This is a genomic window from Microcella alkalica (assembly GCF_014595885.1).
GTDB classification, from domain to species: Bacteria; Actinomycetota; Actinomycetes; order Actinomycetales; family Microbacteriaceae; genus Microcella; species Microcella alkaliphila_B.
Genome location: NZ_JABUKC010000002.1, coordinates 610,549 through 626,215, shown reverse-complemented (window position 1 = coordinate 626,215; position 15,667 = coordinate 610,549). Strand labels below are relative to the sequence as shown.

The window sequence follows — 15,667 nt, the reverse complement described above, 5'->3', positions numbered from 1 at the left end:
CTCGGCCCCATGACCGTTCGCCCCATCCGCCTCTTCGGCGACCCCGTGCTGCGCTCGCGCGCCGACGAGGTCGTGCGCTTCGACGCGAGCCTGCAGGCCCTCGTCGACGACCTGCTCGACACCGTGCGCGTGCCCGGCCGGGCCGGCGTCGCGGCGCCGCAGATCGGCGTCGGGCTGCGGGTGTTCAGTCTCAACATCGACGGCGACGTGAGCTACGTCGTGAACCCCGTACTCGCCGAGGTGCGCGGCGAGGCCGTGCCGATCGAGGAGGGCTGCCTCTCGGTGCCCGGCTTCGGGTTCCCGCGGCTGCGGCACCCGTGGGCGCGCGTCACGGGCGTCGACGTCACCGGCTCGCCGATCGAGATCGCGGGGGAGGGGCTGCTCGCGCAGGCGCTGCAGCACGAGACCGATCACCTCGACGGGCGGCTCTACCTCGAGGGTCTCGAGCCCGACATCAAGCGCGAGGCGATGCGGGCCGTGCGCCAGGCGGAGTGGTTCGGGCGCTGACCCTGCCTCGGCCGTAGGGGCACGACGGCCCGGGGGCGTACGACGCCCGCGCACCGCGCACGGCGGCCGGAACGCCGACGGGGCGCCGGATCGCTCCGACGCCCCGCCCGCTGCGTGAATCGAGCTACTGCTGCAGCGAGATGCCCTGCGTCGCCGGCGCGCCCGAGTACATGGCCTCGATCGTGGCGGCGAAGTCGCTCATGATGACATTGCGCTTGATGCTCATCTTCGGCGTCAGGTGGCCGCTCGCCTCCGTGAACTCGACCGGCAGGATCGTGAACTTGCGAATCGACTCGGCGCGCGAGACGCGGCTATTCGCGGCGTCGATCGAGCGCTGCACCTCGGCGAGCACCTTGGGGTTCTTGACCGCGTCGGCGAGGGCCATCGTGGCGTCCTCACCGTTGTTGTTGAGCCAGACCGGCAGCATCTCCGGGTCGAGCGTCACGAGGGCCGACACGAAGGGCTTCTGGTCGCCGACGACGACGACCTGGCCGACGATCGGGTTCGACCGGATCGGGTCCTCCAGGGCTGCCGGGGCGACGTTCTTGCCGCCCGCGGTGACCAGGATCTCCTTCTTGCGGCCGGTGATGGTGAGGTAGCCGTCGGCGTCGAGCGTGCCGATGTCTCCGGTCTTGAACCACTCGCCATCCATGACCTCGGCGGTCGCCTCGGGCTTGTTCCAGTAGCCGCCGAAGACGTTGATGCCCTTGACGAGGATCTCGCCGTCATCGTCGATGCGGACGCCGACGCCGGGCAGCGCCGGGCCGGTCGTGCCGATCTTGAACTTGTTGACCAGGTTCACCGTCGCTGGCGCGGTCGTCTCGGTGAGGCCGTAGCCCTCGAGGATGCGGATGCCCAGGCTGCGGAAGAAGTGGCCGAGGCGTGGCCCGAGCGGGGCCGAGCCCGAGACCGCGTACTGCACGCGGCCGCCCATGGCGGTCTTCAGCTTGGAGTACACGAGGCGGTCGAAGAGGGCGAACTGCACCTTGAGGCCGAGCGGCACGTGCCCGGCGTCGAGGGCCTTGGAGTGAGCGACGGCGACGTCGGCGGCGCGGCGGAAGATCTTGCCCTTGCCGCCGGCCTCGGCCTTCTGCTCGGCCGAGTTGTAGACCTTCTCGAACACGCGCGGCACGGCCAGGAGGAACGTTGGCTTGAACGAGCCGAGCGCTGCGAGCAGCTGCTTCGTGTCGGCCTGGTGGCCCACCTTCGCGCCGGCGTGCACGGCGAGGATCGAGATGAATCGGGCGAAGATGTGCGCGGTCGTGATGAACAGGAGCGTCGACGAGCCCGGCGCGACGACCTCCTTCATCGCCACAGCGGCGTTGCGCGAGAGCTCGACGAAGTTCGAGTGCGACAGGATGCAGCCCTTGGGGGTGCCGGTCGAACCGGAGGTGTAGATGAGCGTGGCCAGGTCGGCGCCCGTGGCGATACGGCGGCGCTCCTCCAGCTGCTCGTCGGTCACCGAGCCCGGCTCGGCGGCGAGCTTGTCGAGGTCGCCCAGGTGCATCTGCCATACGCGCGAGACGTGGGGCAGGTCGCCGGCGACCTCGTCGTAGCGCGAGAAGTGCTCCGCGGTCTCGACGATGAGCTCGCGCGCCCCGGAGTCCTCCAGGATGTACTGGATCTGGCTCGGCGAGCTGGTCTCGTAGATCGGCACGAGCACGGCACCGGCGAACCACGCGGCGAAGTCGACCAGGGTCCACTCGTAGCGCGTCTTGCACATGAAGCCGATCTTGTCGCCGGGCTGCACGCCGGCGTTCATGAAGCCCTTGGCGAGCGCCTTCACCTGGCGCAGGAACTCGCCCGAGCTCACGTCGCTCCAGCCGCCGTCGGCGGTCGGCAGGGCGAACAGGGCGGCGTCGGGATCGATCGCGACGCGGTCGACGAGCAGGTCGGTCGCGTTCGCCTCGGGATCGGGCGTCACGACGGCCGGGACGACGAATTCTTGCACGGGGACTCCTTCGGCACCGTCAGGGGCAGGTCAGTGCAGTCACTCTAGTCGGCGGACCCGAACGGATGAGCGGTCTTCGGCACCTCTAGACTCACTCCTCGTGCATGCTGTGGGAATCGACATCGGTGGGACCAAAATCGCGGGCGCGCTTGTCGCCGATGACGGATCGATCGTCGCGGAGGATCGCCAGCCGACCCCCGCCGGCGACCCGCACGCGATCGTCGACATCGTCGTGGAGATGGTGCAGCGGCTCAGCGCGGGCCAGCAGGTCGTCGCCGCCGGCGTCGCCGCGGCCGGCTTCATCGACTCGGCCCAGTCGACCGTCTACTACGCGCCGAACATCAACTGGCGCAACGAGCCCTTCCGCGATCGGCTGCGCGAACGGCTCGGCATCGACGTCACGATCGACAACGACGCCAACGCCGCGGGCTGGGCGGAGTTCCGCTTCGGCGCCGCGCGCGACGTGCGCGACATGACCATGCTCACGATCGGCACCGGCGTCGGCGGCGCGATCGTCACGGGCGACCGACTGCTGCGCGGCGGCTTCGGCACCGCGGGCGAGCTCGGGCACCTGCGCGTTGTGCCCGACGGTCTGCCCTGCGGCTGCGGAGCGCACGGCTGCATCGAGCAGTACGGCTCCGGGCGCGCGCTGCTGCGCATGGCCAACGAGATCGCCGACGCGGGCGGCATCGGCCTCGCCCTGGCCGATGCGCGCGAGCAGCACGGCAAGCTCGACGGGAACATCCTCGCCGCGCTCATCAGCGAGGGCGATCCGGGCGCCCTGCACGCCCTGGCGCAGCTTGGCCGCTGGCTCGGGCAGGCGTGCGCGAGCCTGTCGGCCGTGCTCGACCCCGAGATGTTCGTCTTCGGCGGCGGCGTCTCGATCGCCGGCGATCTGCTGCTCGACCCGGTGCGCGAGGCCTACCTCGCCCACCTGCCCGCCCGCGGCTACCACCCCGAACCCGCGTTCGTGACGGCGCAGCTCGTCAACGACGCCGGGGTCGTCGGGGCCGCCGACCTCGCGCGCATCCACGCCGCGGGGCTCGAGGCGCCCAGCGCCGGTTAGGGTTGTCGCACACGATCGCGAGGGAAGGGGGACGACGGTGTTCTACTGGCTCATGAAGAACCTCGTCATCGGGCCCATCCTGCTGACGGTCTTCCGGCCCTGGGTGCGCGGCGTCGAGAACGTGCCGCGCTCGGGCCCGGTCATCCTCGCCAGCAACCATCTGTCGTTCGTCGACTCGATCTTCCTGCCGCTCGTGCTCGACCGCAGGATGGTCTTCCTGGCCAAGAGCGACTACTTCACCGGCAAGGGCATCAAAGGCTGGCTGACGCGCTTCTTCTTCGAGGCCAGCGGGCAGCTGCCGATCGACCGCTCGGGCGGCAAGGCGAGCGAGGCCTCGCTCAACACGGGCCTCCGCGTGCTCGCGGAGGGTCTCGCGCTCGGCATCTACCCGGAGGGCACCCGCAGCCCCGACGGCGTCATGTACCGCGGTCGCACGGGCGTGGCGCGCATGATCCTGGAGTCGGGGGCGACCGTCGTGCCCGTCGCCATGATCGACACCGAGAAGGTCATGCCGATCGGCTCGCGAATGCCGAAGGTCATGCGGCCCGGCATCGTCTTCGGTGAGCCGCTCGACTTCACGCGCTTCGCCGGGCTGGAATCCGACCGCTTCGTGCTGCGCTCGATCACCGACGAGATCATGTACGAGCTCAACCGACTGAGCGGCCAGGAGTACCACGACGTGTACGCGACGACCGTGAAGGACAAGCGCCCGGCGCACCTGCGCTGACCCCGAAGGATGCCCGGGGTCGCGCCGTTCGCGGGCCTCGCGACCGCGCGCGGCGGCCTCTCGCCGCTCGGCTAGGCTCGTCCCAGCGGCAAGGGTGCCGCATCCTGCCCTGTTCCCCGTCGCTGTGAAGGACGTTCCACCGTGGTCGATGCGACCGAGCCCGTCATCTCCGCCGATCCCGCCGTGCTCGCGGGACTCGACCACTGGCGCACTCTCCCGATCAAGCAGCAGCCGGAGTGGCCCGACCCCGCCGCCGTTGCCGCCGCCTCCGCCGAGCTCGCCTCGATGCCGCCGCTCGTCTTCGCCGGTGAGGTCGACCAGCTGCGCGAGCGGCTGGCGCGCGCCGCCCGCGGCGAGGCGTTCCTGCTGCAGGGCGGCGACTGCGCCGAGACCTTCGCCGGGGCCACCGCCGACCAGATCCGCAACCGCGTGAAGACGATCCTGCAGATGGCGGTCGTGCTCACCTACGGCGCCTCGATGCCCGTCATCAAGATGGGCCGCATGGCCGGCCAGTTCGCGAAGCCGCGCTCGAGCGACACGGAGACCCGCGGCGACGTCACGCTGCCGGCGTACCGCGGCGACATCGTCAACGGCTACGACTTCACGCCCGAGTCGCGCCAGGCCGACCCCGCGCGGCTCGTGAAGGGCTACCACACGAGCGCGGCGACGCTGAATCTCATCCGCGCCTTCACGCAGGGTGGCTTCGCCGACCTGCGGATGGTGCACAGCTGGAACAAGGGCTTCGCCTCCAACCCCGCCAACCAGCGCTACGAGGGCCTCGCGAGCGAGATCGACCGCGCGATCCGCTTCATGGAGGCGGCGGGCGCCGACTTCGACGAGCTCAAGCGGGTGGAGTTCTACTCCAGCCACGAGGGCCTGCTCATGGACTACGAGCGCCCCATGACGCGCATCGACTCGCGCACGGGCACGCCGTACAACACGAGCGCGCACTTCCTCTGGATCGGCGAGCGCACGCGCGACCTCGACGGTGCGCACGTCGACTTCTTCCGTCGCATCCGCAACCCCATCGGCGTGAAGCTCGGGCCGACGACGACGCCCGAGACGATGGAGCGCCTCATCGATGTGCTCGACCCCGATCGCGAGCCCGGTCGCCTCACCTTCATCACGCGCATGGGCGCGGGAAAGATTCGGGATGCCCTGCCGCCGCTGCTCGAGGCCATCCAGCGCTTCGACGCGACGCCGCTGTGGGTCACCGACCCGATGCACGGCAACGGCCTCACGACGCCCACCGGCTACAAGACGCGTCGCTTTGACGACGTCGTCGATGAGGTGAAGGGCTTCTTCGAGGCGCACCGCGAGGCGGGCACGCACCCCGGCGGCATCCACGTCGAGCTCACGGGCGACGACGTGACCGAGTGCCTCGGCGGCTCGGAGATGATCGACGAGGCGACCCTCGCCACGCGCTACGAGTCGCTCTGCGACCCTCGCCTGAACCACATGCAGTCGCTCGAGCTGTCGTTCCTCGTCGCCGAGGAGCTCAGCCGCGCGCCGCGGGCGTAGAGCCGATACACGCAGGAGGGGCCCCGGTCGTCAGGGGGTGCAGAGCCTCAGTCGAAGTACGCCGAGATCGTGATCTCGCTGTTGCGGATCGCCTGGCCGTCCTGCGAGGGCTCGACGGCCTGCACGGTGGCGATGCCCCAGAAGAACTCAGGCACGTTCGTGTCGACGATCGGCACGAAGCCCGCCTCCTCGAGCAGGCCGATCGCGGCCTCGATGCTCTCGCCGATCACGTCGGGCACGTCGACGAGGTCCGGTCCGCGCGAGACGATGAGCGTGAACGCGTCGCCGGGGCGGATCGGCCCCTCCTCGGCCGCGACCGCCCGCAGCACGAGGCCCGCGGCAATGTCGTTGTCGAACTCGCTGTCGCCGCCGACCGTCGCCGTCAGCCCGAGCGCCTCGAAGGCAGCGCTCGCCGTCGCCGGCTCGACCCCGACGACGTTCGGCAGCGGGCCGAGCGACACGATGAGGGTCACGGGCGTTCCTCGGAACGAGTCGGCGCCCTCGGCGAGCGCGGTCTCGGCGCCGTCGTCGGCGACGGAGACGACCGCGATCGCCGAGCCCTGCGCGATGCCGTCGTCGATCTGACGGATCGACTCCTCGGCGACGACGAAGCCGGCGGTCTCGAGCGCCGCGCGCGCGTCGGCCTCGGGCAGCCCCGCGACGGCGGGCACCGTCGTCGGCTCGGCGCCGAGCGAGACGACGATCGTCACCTCGGTGTCGCGCGGCACGGTCTCGCCCGCAGGAGGGTCGGTGCCGAGCACCGATCCCGCCGGCACCTCGAGGTCGTAGGCCTCGCCGCGCTCGGCCGCGACCGTCAGGCCCTGGTCGAGCAGCGCGGCCTCGGCCGCCTCGGGCGACGCGCCTCGGACATCCGTGATCGTCACCTGCGCGCCGGGGCCGGCCCCGAACCACCAGCCGGCGCCGCCGGCCAGCAGGGCGAGCAGGAGCACGAGCGCGAGGGCGATCCAGCCACGGCGGCGACGCCCCGCCGTGCCGCGGGCCAGCTCACCGGTCGCCGACAGCGGCGCGGCAGGAGCGGCGCGCGGGGGCGCGACGCCCCCGATGACCTGCGTCTCGGCCGTCTGCGTCGGCGGCACGAGCGGGGTCGTGAACACCATCGTCTTCTGCGGACCGGTGGCCGAGAGCGAGGTCTCGAGGGAGCGGGCGACCTCGGTGACCTGCTCGAGGAGGGCACGGGCATCCGCCGGCCGGTGCTCGGGGACGCGCGCCGTCGCCCACAGCACGAGCTCGTCGAGCTCGGCGGGCACGCTCGGGTTCACCGAGCTCGGCGCGGGCACCGAGTCGTTCGCGTGCTGGAAGGCGATCTGCATCGGCTGCTCGCCCTTGAAGGGCTGCTCGCCCGTGAGCATCTCGAACATCATGATGCCGACCGCGTAGATGTCGCTGCGGGTGTCCGCGACGCCGCGCGTGACGAGCTCGGGGGAGAGGTAGGCGATCGTGCCCAGCAGCGCGGCGCCCGCGGCCGTCGCGGCCGACGCGGCCCGCGCGAGGCCGAAGTCGCCGATCTTGATGCGCCCGTCGTCGGCGAGCAGCACGTTCTCGGGCTTGAGGTCGCGATGCACGATGCCGGCCTTGTGGGCGGCCGCGAGCCCCGACAGCAGGGCCTCGACGATGTCGAGGGTCTGCTGCGGCGTGAGGGCGCCGTACTCCTGCAGCAGCTCGCGCAGGGTGATGCCCGGCAGGTACTCCATGACGAGGTAGGCGGAGTCGGCATCCTGCCCCTGGTCGAAGACATTGACCACGTTCGGGTGCGCGAGGCGCGCCGCCGAGCGGGCCTCCTGGATGAAGCGCGCCGTGAACTGACTGTCGTCGGCGAGGTGGCCGTGCATGATCTTCACGGCGACGAGCCGCTCGAGTCGAAGATCCGTGGCGAGGTAGACGGTGGCCATGCCGCCGCGCGCGATCCGCGAGCGCACCTGGTAGCGACCGTCGATGAGCCGCCCGATCATGGGGTCGGACGTCGAGGTGCTCACCCGGCCCAGTCTAGGTCGCGGGCCCTCGTCGGGCGGGGCGCCACACGGCCTAGGTGAGTTCGTAGAGCCAGGCCCAGGCCGAGGCCTCCCACTTGGCGTAGTGGTCGGGGTACGCCGAGATCTGCACCGCCTGCGCCGCCTGCGTGACGGTCATCGACTGCCAGCCGCGGATGTCGAGAAGGCCCCGCGTGTAGCCCTCGCGGCCGACGTAGAACAGGCGAGCGGCGTGGGCCGGATCCTGCAGCTCGGCGACCGTGCCCCAGCCGGTGCTCGGCCGCTGCTGGAAGAGGCCGACCGAGTCGCGGTCGCCCCACGAGAGGTTGCGCATCGAGGATTCCTGCATCGCAGTCGCGAGCGCGATGACGATGCCGTAGTCCGGCACGCCCAGCTGACGACCGACCTGGATGATCGTGGCGGCGTGCGCGCGGCCCTCCGCGTTGAGCGGCGTGATCGTGCCGGCGGAAGGCGCGGAGGGGGCCGGTGCGGGTGCCGGCGGCGCGGCGGGAGCCGGAGTCTGACTGGTCGGTGCCGGCGCCGGCGCGGGAGCCGGTGCGGGCGCCGCCGCGGGTGCGGGCCCGCCCGGGAGCACGGGACGCTCGGCGATCGGCATGGCCGTGACGGCCGAGACCGTCTCGCTCGCCGGAGCGGCGGGCGCGCTCGTCGTGCCGGGGATGACGAGGGTCTGGCCCGGGTAGATGATGCTCTTCCAGGTCAGGCCGTTGGCGTCAAGGATCGACTGGGTGGAGACGCCGAAGCGCGCGGCGATCGCGGAGACGGTGTCGCCGCTGCGCACCTGATAGGCGCCGCCGGGCGACACGGGGGCCGACGGCGCGGCGCCCTTCGTCGGCGAGCTCGTGAGGGTGAGCACCTGGCCCGGGAAGATCACCGACTTCCAGCTCAGCCCGTTGAGGGCCAGCACGCCGGCCGTCGAGAGGCCGAACCGCGCCGCGATGGAGGAGACGGTGTCGCCCGCTTCGACCGTGTAGAAGGCGGGGGCGGCGGTGGTCGCGACGGCGGTGGCCGGCATCGCACCGGGCGTGATCGCCGTGCCGATCTGGGCGAGTGCGGCGCGCAGGGTGGCGGGGCCGAGGGCCTGCTGGGGCTTCGGGCTCAGCGGCTTGCGGGGCGCGGCGTGGGCGGCGTCGACGGGGCCGGTGAGGCCCAGGCCGAGGGTCAGGGCGCCGGTCAGCACGAGCGGCATCGTCGAGAGGGCCGCGCTGCGGGCGCGAGCGGCGGCACGGGCGGAGGCGTCGCCGGTGGCGGCGAGCGTCGGTGCGGCCGTGGAGCCCGGCGTGCGGGGGGTCAGGCCGCCGAACACCCTGCGGGCGCGCTCCCGCGCCTCCTCCTGCTCGCGGACGACCTCCGCGTCGTCGTGGGCGGTGGTGCTGCGGTCGAGCTCGATCATCAAGCCGTCCCCTCCTGACGCCGGTGCGGCCAGCGTCGGCCGCGAGCGGATCCCCGTCCGCCGGTTACACATTAACACTCGTGTCAATCATCGTGGCGGATGTGGTTTGCGTTAACACGTTCGTAACATGAGCGCTGCGCGGTGCCGAGCCCCCGTTCGTGGCACGCTGGAAGCGTGACCGCTGACTCCCGTCGCTGGCTGACCGTCCCCGACCTGGTCGAGATCCTCGGCGTCTCGCCCGGCCGCATCCACCGCCTGCTCGAAGACCGCCACCTGCTGGGCGTGCGGCGCGACAAGGTGCTCGTCGTGCCGGAGGAGTTCCTGCGCGACGGCGAACCCCTCCACGAGCTTCGCGGCACCCTCATGCTGCTGGCCGACAACGGGTTCACCGACGACGAGGCGATGGAGTGGATGCTCTCGGTCGACGACGCGCTCGGCGTCGCCCCCGTCGAGGCGCTGCGGGCCGGCCGCAAGGCTGAGGTCCGGCGCGTGGCGCAGGCGCTGCTCTAGCGGCCGCTGGGCGCGGAGAGGTCAGTGCGCGCCGAGATCAGTGCGCGCGGCGGGTCACCAGATCGGCGAGACCGACCAGCTCGGCGCGCGCCGCGCGGCTGAGCGGTGCGTGGTCGAGTGCCGTCACCGCTTCGCGCACCGAGCGGGCGATGATCGACTCGACCGTGTCGACGGCGCCGCTCTCGCGGATCGTCGCCTGCAGCGTCGCGATCTGGTGCGGGGTGAGATCCGGGTCGCCCAGCAGCTCGTCGATGAGGCGCACGGCGGAGGCCGGCAGCGCGCGGCGGGCGAGGGCGATGAGCACGGTGCGCTTGCCCTCGCGCAGATCGTCGCCGGCAGGCTTGCCGGTCACCTCGGGGTCGCCGAACACGCCGAGCAGGTCGTCGCGCAGCTGGAAGGCGACGCCGAGGGGCAGGCCGAACGCGCGCAGGGCATCCACCTGCTCGTCCGTTCCTCCCGCCATGAGCCCGCCCAGTGCGAGCGGCGCCTCGATGGAGTACTTCGCCGACTTGTAGGTGACGACGCGGTGGGCGCGGGGGAGCAGGTCCTCCTCCGGCGACTCGCGCCAGGCCACCTCCTCGAGGATGTCGAGGTACTGGCCCATCGTGACCTCGGTGCGCATGACGTGGAACTCGCTGCGCGCGCGGCGGGCCGAGGCGCGGTCGGCGACGAGGGAGAGACCCTCGGCGAGCAGCTCGTCGCTCCACCCCAGCAGCAGGTCGCCGAGCATGAGCGCGGAGGAGGTGCCGTAGCCGGCAGCCGAGCCGACCCACTCGCGCGAGGCGTGCTCGGTCTCGAAGCGGCGGTGCATCGACGGCATGCCGCGCCGGGTGTCGGAGTTGTCCATGATGTCGTCGTGCACGAGCGCCGCGGCGTGGAAGATCTCGAGCGCCGCCGCGAGGGCGATGACCGCGTCGAGCTCGTCGTGGTCGTCGAGGTCGGCCAGCAGGTCGTCGGGCCGCTGCGTGCCGATGACGGCGTGCCAGCCCCAGTACGCGAAGAGCGCGCGGAAGCGCTTCCCGCCGCGGAGGAGGTCGCGGGAGGCGTCGATGAAGACCTCGAGCTCGTCGGCGATCGAGGCGAGGTGGGTGGCCCGTTCGGTCAGGAAGACGTCCAGTCGGGCGTTGACCAGGTCGACTAACCGCAATCTCTCAGACACTCGCCTAGCCTATCCAGCGGGCCGAGCCTAGAATGAGGAGGCGCCGGGAGCCCACCCGCGCGATCTGTCGAACAAGGGGTCCACATGCCGCTGTCGGAGCAGGAGCAGCGCCTCCTCGAAGAGATGGAGCGCAGCCTCTATCAGAACGACGCCGACTTCGTGGCGACCGTCTCGGGTCGTCGCGGTCGACCGAACTACACGCAGATCGTGCTCGGCTCGCTGCTCGCCATCGCGGGCGTCGCCACCCTCGTCGCCGGCGTCATCGTGCAGCTGCCGATCGTCGGCGTCATCGGCTTCGCCCTCATGCTCGCAGGCGTGCTGCTGGTGCTCACCCCCGGCAAGGCCGCGCAGGCGGATGCGACCGCCTCGACCTCCGGTTCGGCTCGCCCCGCGCCGCAGCGCAAGCGCTCCTCGTTCATGGACACGATCAACGAGCGCTGGGAGCGCCGGCAGGACGGCGACCAGGGCCGCTAGCCCTCCGCCGGGCATCCCGGCACGCAGCCTTCAGGGGCCGACCTTCGGGTCGGCCCCTTCTTCATGCGCTTCCGCTACGGCGCTGGCCGTGCTCCACTTCGCTCCACCCCCACCCGTGCCCTGCGCGCCCTCCGCGCGATTCCGCGGGTTGAGGATGCTGCGCTCGACGTGATCGGCCGCCGAGCGCTCGGGAAGCAAAGAGATCCCTCCACGGTGCTCCACGGGGCGACAGCCTCGATTTCTCGCGGAGGTCGTGCCCCCATTTCGAGCTACAGTGGGTCGAAAAGATGGCGTTGTGGAGCATTGTGGAGTAAAGTGGAGGTCACCTAGAACTTCAGGCCGGCGAAGGAAGGGGGAGCGGACGATGTTCCTCGGCACGCACACCCCCAAGCTCGACGACAAAGGGCGCATCATCCTGCCGGCGAAGTTCCGCGACGAGCTCGCGAACGGCCTCGTGCTCGCTCGCGGCCAGGAGCGCTGCATCTACGTCTTCAGCGCCGAGGGCTTCGCGGCGCAGGTCGAGAAGATCCGCCAGGCGCCGCTCACGAGCAAGCTCGCTCGCGACTACGTGCGCATCTTCCTGTCGGGCGCGAGCGACGAGCGCCCGGACAAGCAGCACCGCGTCACGATCCCTCCGGCCCTGCGCGAGTACGCGGGGCTCGATCGCGACCTCACGGTCATCGGTGCGGGCGACCGTGCCGAGATCTGGGCCACCGAGGCCTGGAACGCCTACTACGCCGAGAAGGAAGAAGCCTTCTCCACCACCGAGGAGGAGGTGATCCCGGGCCTCTTCTGATCGCGAGGCGTCGGACTCCCAGCCGTCATCGCCCTGACATCACTTCCCCGGTGCCAGGTCGACGGATGGGGATCCGGGCCCCGCGCTCCACCTCCGGAACACGATGACCGAGACACGCCACATCCCCGTCCTGCTCGAGCGCACGCTCGAGCTGCTCGCCCCCGCGCTCGAGCGCGAGGGCGCGGTCATGGTCGACGCGACGCTCGGCCTCGGCGGCCACAGCGCCGCCGCGCTCGAGCGCTTCCCGAACCTGACGATCGTGGGCCTCGACCGCGACACCGACGCCCTCGCCGCGGCGACAGAGCGCCTGGCGCCGTTCGGGGATCGCTTCCGCCCCGTGCACACCGTCTACGACGGCATCCGCTCGGCCCTCGACGCGCTCGGCATCGCCGAGGTCGACGCCGTGCTGTTCGACCTCGGTGTCTCCTCCATGCAGCTCGACGAGGCCGACCGCGGCTTCGCCTACGCGCAGGATGCTCCGCTCGACATGCGCATGGACCGCACGTCGGGGCGCACCGCCGCCGACGTGCTCGCGACCTACCCGGAGGAGGAGCTGCGGCGCATCTTCTACGCCTACGGCGAGGAGAAGCTCGCGCCGCGCTACGCCCGCCGCATCGTCGAGGCGCGCGCCGTCGCCCCGATCGAGCGCAGCGCGCAGCTGAACCAGATCATCTTCGACGCCACGCCCCGGTCGGCCCAGCGCACCGGCCACCCGGCGAAGCGCGTCTACCAGGCCCTGCGCATCGAGGTGAACGACGAGCTCTCCGCGCTCGAGACGGCGCTGCCGGCCGCGCTCGACGCGCTCGCGGTCGGCGGCCGCATCGTCGTGCTCGCGTATCAGTCGCTCGAGGATCGCATCGTCAAGCGCGAGCTCGCCGCGCGCGTCCGCTCGACGGTCCCCGCGGGCCTGCCGATGGAGCTGCCCGAGCACGCCCCCCGCTTCCGCCTGCTGGTGCGCGGCGCCGAGCTCGCCGACGAGGCCGAGCGCGCCGCGAACCCCCGAGCGATCCCCGTGCGCCTGCGCGCGGCCGAGCGACTGCGAGCGGCCGCGTGAGCGCCGTCCTCGCCCCGACCCCCCAGCGAGTCGCGGCCTCGAGTCCCCGCCGGGCGCCGCGACCCGTGGAGGTCGTCGCCACCCGCTCCCAGCGGCGTGCGCGCCCCCGCGCCGTCTACGCGGTCGTGTCGACGGCCGGCGTCTTCGCGATCCTCCTCGCCCAGCTGCTGCTGTCGATCACGCTCTCGGAGGGCGCCTACCGCATCGCGGCCCTGCAGTCGCAGGCGGTCGAGCTCGACCGCAGCGCCCAGGTGCTGACCGAGAGCCTCGACACGCTGCGCTCGCCCCAGAACCTCGCCGCGAACGCCGAGTCGCTCGGCATGGTCGCGAACGCGAGCCCCGCCTACCTGCGGCTCGCCGACGCCACCGTGCTCGGCGCACCGGTCGCCGCGGGCAGCGGCGCGGGCGTGCTCGCCGGGCGCGACAGCATGATCGGCAACGTGCTGCTGGCGGATGTCCCGCTCGTGTCCGACGCCGCGACCGGTGCAGCGGCCGCTGCCGAACCGGGCGTGGCGACCGGGGGTGATGCGTCGCCATCGGTAGCCTCGGGCCCGACCGCACCGACCGCCACCGCGCCCGGAGCCGCCCCGCAGGCGCCCTCCGGTGTCGCCCCGAACCTCCCCGCCGCACCGCCGGCGGGCCCGGCGACGCTCCCGTCGCCGGTGACCCAGTAGCCCAGAGGGCACCGACCGAGCACCACCGAGCAGCACCCAGGGGAGGACGACCGCGTGATCGCCGTTCGACGCACTCGCCGCCGCCTCGCCGTGACGGTGCTGCTCGTGACCGCCATCCTCGCGGCGTTCTTCATCCGACTGGTCGACATCCAAGTCGTGCGCGCGGGCGAGCTCGCGGAGCAGTCGGAGGCGCGTCGCTCGATCCCGCAGGTGCTGCCGGGCGCGCGCGGCGACATCGTCGATCGCAACGGGGTCGTGCTCGCCGACACGGTCTACCGCTACGACATCACCGTCTCGCCGCGCTTCGTCGCGCCGTCGACGATCCTCGACGAGGAGACCGACCAGCGCATCACCCGCACGGTGTTCGAGGCGCTCACGCAGCTCGGCGCGATCACGGGGCAGGATCCCGCCGCCCTGCAGTCGCTCATCGACGCCGAGCTCGCCGCCGACCCCGACGACGACTTCGCCTACCTCGTGCGCGGGGTGGAGGCCGACGTGTACGAGGCGGTGCGCGAGCTGCGTATCCCCTGGGTCTACTTCGAGCGTCAGTCGGCCCGGGCGTACCCCAACGGGCAGGTCGCCGGCAATCTCGTCGGGTTCCTCGGCACCGACGGCCCGCAGACGGGGCTCGAGCTGAGCGCGAACGAGTGCCTGCAGGCGACCGACGGCACCTCGACCTACGAGCGCGGCGCCGACGGCGTGCGGCTGCCCGGCACGACCGTGGTCGAGCAGGAGCCGATCGATGGCGGCACCCTGCAGCTCACGATCGATTCCGACGTGCAGTGGTTCGCGCAGCAGGCGATCGCCGAGCAGGGCACCGCGGTCGGGGCCGACTGGGCGACGGCTTTCGTCGTGCGCGTCGCCGACGGCGCGATCATCGCCGCCGCCGACTGGCCGACGGTCGACCCCAACGACGTCAACGGCACGCCCGTCGACAATCTCGGCGCCCGCAGCTTCACCGCCCCCTACGAGCCGGGCTCGACGATCAAGGCGCTGACCTTCGCGGCGCTGCTCGACGAGGGCGTCACGACGCCGCTGGAGAAGTTCACGGTGCCCGGCCGGTACGCGACGATCCTGAACTACACGATCGGGGATGCGTGGGCGCACGGCGACCTGCCGCTCACGACCGCGGGCATCCTCATGAACTCCTCGAACGTGGGCACCTCGATGGTGGTCGAGCGCACCAGTCTCGAGCAGCGCGCCGAGATGCTCACCCGCTACGGCCTCGGCGAGCCGACGGCCGTCGGCTTCCTCGGCGAGGAGGGCGGCACGATCCGCGACCCCGCCTCGATCGACGGGCACAGCGCCTTCACGCAGATGTTCGGGCAGGGCATGACGGCGACGAGCGCGCAGGTGGCGAGCGCCTACCAGGCGATCGCCAACGGGGGCGTGCACATGCCGCTCACCCTCGTGGCGGGGTGCACCCGCGCAGACGGCACGACGACCATGCAGCCGAGCGGCGAGGGCGAGCGCATCCTCTCGGAGGAGGCCGCAGACACGACCGTGCAGATCCTCGAATCGGTGGTGACCGATGGGTTCCTGTCGTCGCAGCTCAGCATCCCCGGCTACCGCGTCGCGGCGAAGACCGGCACCGCCGAGGTCGCCGAGAACGGTCGCTACGGCGGGCAGCGCATCGTCTCGCTCGCCGGCATCGCTCCGGCCGACGACCCCCAGTTCGTCGTGGTCGTGACGCTTGCTCGTCCCGATACGATGAAGACGTCGGCTGCCGCGGCGCCCACCTTCCGCTCGATCATGACGCAAGTGCTCAAGACGTTCCGGGTGCCGCCTTCGACGCAGCCCCCGCCGCGTCTGCCCCTGACGTGGTAGGC

General features: G+C 71.8%; 14 protein-coding genes. 10 read left to right on the top strand and 4 right to left on the bottom strand.

The window, feature by feature from the left end; genetic code table 11:
• The first annotated feature begins 9 nt into the window (after positions 1-9).
• Complete coding sequence (locus tag ID804_RS07470) at positions 10-507, top strand: peptide deformylase (protein ID WP_169078564.1); 498 nt, start codon at positions 10-12, stop codon at positions 505-507.
• Between the two features lie 124 nt (positions 508-631).
• Here the strand turns inward: ID804_RS07470 and ID804_RS07465 are convergent, their stop codons facing one another.
• Positions 632-2,458, bottom strand: a complete 1,827-nt coding sequence (locus ID804_RS07465; RefSeq protein ID WP_169078562.1) for an AMP-dependent synthetase/ligase — start codon at positions 2,456-2,458, stop codon at positions 632-634.
• A 100-nt stretch (positions 2,459-2,558) separates the two neighbouring features.
• On the opposite strand from ID804_RS07465, the gene ID804_RS07460 reads away from it, so the two are divergent.
• From ID804_RS07460 to ID804_RS07450, 3 genes are all read left to right on the top strand, one after another.
• A complete protein-coding gene (locus ID804_RS07460; protein WP_169078560.1) occupies positions 2,559-3,524 on the top strand; it encodes an ROK family glucokinase in 966 nt (321 codons plus the stop codon).
• Positions 3,525-3,561: 37 nt separating this feature from the next.
• The gene (locus ID804_RS07455; protein ID WP_169078558.1) at positions 3,562-4,251 is read left to right on the top strand and encodes a lysophospholipid acyltransferase family protein; all 690 of its coding nucleotides are present in this window, start codon (positions 3,562-3,564) and stop codon (positions 4,249-4,251) included.
• A 141-nt stretch (positions 4,252-4,392) separates the two neighbouring features.
• The gene (locus tag ID804_RS07450; RefSeq protein ID WP_169078556.1) at positions 4,393-5,772 is read left to right on the top strand and encodes a class II 3-deoxy-7-phosphoheptulonate synthase; all 1,380 of its coding nucleotides are present in this window, start codon (positions 4,393-4,395) and stop codon (positions 5,770-5,772) included.
• Between the two features lie 47 nt (positions 5,773-5,819).
• Here the strand turns inward: ID804_RS07450 and pknB are convergent, their stop codons facing one another.
• Positions 5,820-7,766, bottom strand: a complete 1,947-nt coding sequence (gene pknB / locus ID804_RS07445) for a Stk1 family PASTA domain-containing Ser/Thr kinase (RefSeq protein WP_169078554.1) — start codon at positions 7,764-7,766, stop codon at positions 5,820-5,822.
• 49 nt (positions 7,767-7,815) lie between these two features.
• Complete coding sequence (locus ID804_RS07440; RefSeq protein ID WP_169078829.1) at positions 7,816-8,967, bottom strand: LysM peptidoglycan-binding domain-containing protein; 1,152 nt, start codon at positions 8,965-8,967, stop codon at positions 7,816-7,818.
• 378 nt (positions 8,968-9,345) lie between these two features.
• On the opposite strand from ID804_RS07440, the gene ID804_RS07435 reads away from it, so the two are divergent.
• Complete coding sequence (locus tag ID804_RS07435; protein ID WP_317451215.1) at positions 9,346-9,681, top strand: Rv2175c family DNA-binding protein; 336 nt, start codon at positions 9,346-9,348, stop codon at positions 9,679-9,681.
• Between the two features lie 37 nt (positions 9,682-9,718).
• Here ID804_RS07435 and ID804_RS07430 read toward each other — a convergent pair whose 3' ends face one another.
• A complete protein-coding gene (locus ID804_RS07430; RefSeq protein ID WP_169078552.1) occupies positions 9,719-10,840 on the bottom strand; it encodes a polyprenyl synthetase family protein in 1,122 nt (373 codons plus the stop codon).
• A gap of 84 nt (positions 10,841-10,924) precedes the next feature.
• Here ID804_RS07430 and ID804_RS07425 point away from each other — a divergent pair, with 84 nt between their 5' ends.
• The 5 genes from ID804_RS07425 (at position 10,925) to ID804_RS07405 (ending at position 15,665) form a co-directional block, all read left to right on the top strand.
• Positions 10,925-11,314: a DUF3040 domain-containing protein gene (locus ID804_RS07425; RefSeq protein ID WP_169078550.1), complete on the top strand. Its 390-nt coding sequence runs from the start codon at positions 10,925-10,927 to the stop codon at positions 11,312-11,314.
• Positions 11,315-11,678: 364 nt separating this feature from the next.
• Positions 11,679-12,110, top strand: a complete 432-nt coding sequence (gene mraZ, locus ID804_RS07420; protein WP_169078548.1) for a division/cell wall cluster transcriptional repressor MraZ — start codon at positions 11,679-11,681, stop codon at positions 12,108-12,110.
• Between the two features lie 103 nt (positions 12,111-12,213).
• Entirely contained in the window at positions 12,214-13,164 is a 951-nt protein-coding gene (gene rsmH, locus ID804_RS07415) for a 16S rRNA (cytosine(1402)-N(4))-methyltransferase RsmH (protein WP_169078546.1), read from the top strand.
• A gap of 65 nt (positions 13,165-13,229) precedes the next feature.
• Positions 13,230-13,838: a cell division protein FtsL gene (ftsL, locus tag ID804_RS07410; protein WP_169078544.1), complete on the top strand. Its 609-nt coding sequence runs from the start codon at positions 13,230-13,232 to the stop codon at positions 13,836-13,838.
• Positions 13,839-13,892: 54 nt separating this feature from the next.
• A complete protein-coding gene (locus ID804_RS07405) occupies positions 13,893-15,665 on the top strand; it encodes a peptidoglycan D,D-transpeptidase FtsI family protein (protein WP_317451214.1) in 1,773 nt (590 codons plus the stop codon).
• Positions 15,666-15,667 lie beyond the last annotated feature (2 nt).

Coding starts and splice junctions, on each gene's coding strand:
- ID804_RS07440 (WP_169078829.1), bottom strand. CDS start 8,967: ATGCCGCTCGTGCTGACCGGCGCCCTGACCCTCGGCCTGGGCCTCACC.
- ID804_RS07470 (WP_169078564.1), top strand. CDS start 10: ATGACCGTTCGCCCCATCCGCCTCTTCGGCGACCCCGTGCTGCGCTCG.
- mraZ (WP_169078548.1), top strand. CDS start 11,679: ATGTTCCTCGGCACGCACACCCCCAAGCTCGACGACAAAGGGCGCATC.
- ID804_RS07425 (WP_169078550.1), top strand. CDS start 10,925: ATGCCGCTGTCGGAGCAGGAGCAGCGCCTCCTCGAAGAGATGGAGCGC.
- rsmH (WP_169078546.1), top strand. CDS start 12,214: ATGACCGAGACACGCCACATCCCCGTCCTGCTCGAGCGCACGCTCGAG.